This is a genomic window from Pseudomonas sp. SDO5591_S426, from assembly GCF_054070755.1.
On record NZ_JBSVXD010000353.1, the window covers coordinates 1 to 2,836 of the forward strand.

A 2,836-nucleotide genomic window follows, 5' to 3' on the forward strand; every position below is an offset into this window, starting at 1 on the left:
CTCCTACAAGGGAACGCGCAATCCTGTAGGAGCTGTCGAGTGAAACGAGGCTGCGATCTTTTGATCTTCAGCGATCAGACGGCAACATGAAACGGATTCCTCGGATCATGATTCCAGTCCAGAAACGGCTTGCCGTTCTCCATCGGCACCATCTCGATGCAATCCTCGACCGGGCAGGTGATCTGGCACAGGTTGCAGCCCACGCATTCCTCGTCGATCACTTCATAGCTGTGCGTACCGTCGGCTTTTTTCAGGCTGGCCACGGCCTGGTGCGAAGTGTCCTCGCAAGCGATATGGCAGCGACCACAACCGATGCACGCCTCCTGGTCGATTTTCGCGATCACCTGATAGTTGATGTCCAGGTACTTCCAGTCCGTGGTGTTGGTCACTGCGCGCCCGGAAAACTCGGCGATGCTGGCGTAGCCTTGGCTGTCCATCCAGCGTGAGAGGCCGTCCTTCATCTCCTCGACGATCCGGAAACCGTGGAGCATCGCCGCCGTGCACACCTGCACCGAGCCGCTGCCCAGAGCGATGAATTCCGCCGCGTCGCGCCAGTTGCCGATACCGCCGATGCCGCTGATGGGCAGGCCTTGGGTCTGCGGATCGCGGGCGATTTCGGCGACCATGTTCAAGGCAATCGGCTTGACCGCCGAACCGCAATAACCGCCGTGGGTGCTTTGGCTGCCGACCATGGGATTGGCGACCATGCGCTCCAGGTTGACGCTGGTAATCGAGTTGATCGTATTGATCAGCGACACCGCATCCGCACCGCCGCGATGGGCCGCGCGAGCCGCCACGCGGATGTCGGTGATGTTCGGCGTGAGCTTGACGATCACCGGCAGCGAGCAATAGGTCTTGCACCAGCGCGTGACCTGTTCGACATACTCCGGCACCTGACCCACCGCCGCGCCCATGCCGCGTTCCGGCATGCCGTGAGGGCAGCCGAAGTTCAGCTCGATGCCGTCGGCACCGGTGGCTTCCACCAGCGGCAGGATGTGTTTCCAGGATTCCTCGACGCAAGGCACCATCAACGAAACGATCAGCGCGCGGTCCGGCCAATCCTTTTTCACCTGGGTGATTTCCCGCAGGTTGATCTCCAGCGAGCGGTCGGTGATCAGTTCGATGTTGTTGAATCCGAGAACCTCTCTGTTAGCGCCGAAGTGCGCCGAATAGCGCGAAGACACGTTCACCGCCGCCGGGTCTTCACCCAGGGTTTTCCAGACTACACCGCCCCAACCCGCTTCAAAGGCGCGGACCACGTTGTAGGCCTTGTCGGTCGGTGGCGCGGACGCCAGCCAGAACGGATTCGGGGATTTGATGCCAGCGAAGACAATCGACAGATCGGCCATTTACGCAGCCTCCACGTTGAGCATCAGTTGAGCGTTGATCGCCTCGGCGGCGCGCTTGCCGTGTTGCACCGCTTGCACGGTGAGGTCTTGGTCGAGGCTGGTGCAGTCACCACCGGCATACACGCCGGGAATGCTGGTGCGCAGGTTTTCGTCCACTTCAATGCGCTCGCCCTGACGCTTGAGTTCGCGGGCCAGTGGATCGGCGAGGGCGCTGCCGTCGAAGGCCTGGCCGATGGCCTTGAAGATCGCGTCAGCCGCCAGCTCGAACGTTTCACCCGTGGTTTGCAGGCGACCCTCAACCAGATGCGTGCGGGCGAAACGCATGCCGCGCACTTGCCCTTGGTCATCGAGCAACACTTCCTCGGGTTGCGCCCAGGTCAACAGGCGCACTTGATTGGCTTTGGCAATGTCTTGTTCGTGATGCGTGGCGCCCATGTCCTCGACGCCACGGCGGTAGACGAGGTTCACGTCGTGAGCGCCGAGGCGAGCCATTTGCACGGCCATGTCGATGGCGGTGTTGCCGGCGCCGAGCACGATGCAGTGGTCGGCCAGCGGTAACTCGGTCAGGTCATCGGCCTGGCGCAATTCGCGGATGTAGTCGGTGGCGGCGAGCAGGCCGGGCGCGTCTTCGTGGGCCAGGCCCAGTTGTTTGCTGGCGGCCAGACCGAGGCCGAGGAACACCGCGTCGAACTGTTGATGCAGGTCGCTGAGGCTCAGGTTCTCGCCGAGTTTTTGTCCGTGACGGATTTCGATACCGCCAATGTCCAACAGGAAATCGAGTTCCTTTTGTGCGTAGTCGTCCACCAGTTTGTACTTGGCGATGCCGTATTCATTCAGGCCACCGGCCTTTTCCCTGGCTTCGAAAATCACCACGTCATGCCCGTGCATGGCGCTGCGGTGGGCGCAGGACAACCCGGCCGGGCCGGCACCGACCACGGCGATGCGTTTGCCGGTGGCGGCGGCGCGGGGGAAGGGGTGTTCGCTGAAGTGCGCGTTGTCCACGGCATAGCGCTGCAACAGGCCGATCAGCACCGGCGCGCATTCGTGGCTGTTGTTGCGCACACAGGCTTGCTGGCAAAGGATTTCCGTCGGGCAGACCCGGGCGCAACTGCCGCCGAGGATGTTGGCCGAGAGGATTTTCTGTGCCGCGCCTTGCACGTTGTCCTGATGAATGTTGCGGATGAACGAGGGAATATCGATCTCGCTCGGGCAGGCATTCACGCAGGGCGCGTCGTAGCAATACAGGCAGCGCGAGGCTTCCAGATGCGCCTGGCGCTCATTGAGCGGCGGCGCCAGATCGGTGAAATGGCCAGCGAGGACGGCCGCGTTCTCGTAAGGATGCGGGAGGTGGGTCAGGGTCTTGATCACGGTTTTGGCCTCACGGTGAATTGAGGTGCTGCCTCTGATGGGCTGATCGTTCCCACGCTCTGCGTGGGAATGCCTCAAGGGACGCTCCGCGTTCCAATGGGACGCAGAGCGTCCCGGGC

At 62.2% G+C, this 2,836-nt stretch carries 2 protein-coding genes; both read right to left on the bottom strand.

All coding sequences use genetic code 11. The features are described from left to right. Positions 1 to 74: 74 nt before the first annotated feature. Complete coding sequence (gene preA, locus ACW9JC_RS29790) at positions 75 to 1,349, bottom strand: NAD-dependent dihydropyrimidine dehydrogenase subunit PreA (RefSeq protein ID WP_416127184.1); 1,275 nt, start codon at positions 1,347 to 1,349, stop codon at positions 75 to 77. Beyond that, complete coding sequence (locus ACW9JC_RS29795) at positions 1,350 to 2,717, bottom strand: NAD(P)-dependent oxidoreductase (protein WP_457459520.1); 1,368 nt, start codon at positions 2,715 to 2,717, stop codon at positions 1,350 to 1,352. Positions 2,718 to 2,836 lie beyond the last annotated feature (119 nt).

What these genes read in the sequence shown, in the direction of transcription:
- preA (WP_416127184.1), bottom strand. Translation starts at nt 1,349, where the DNA reads ATGGCCGATCTGTCGATTGTCTTCGCTGGCATCAAATCCCCGAATCCG.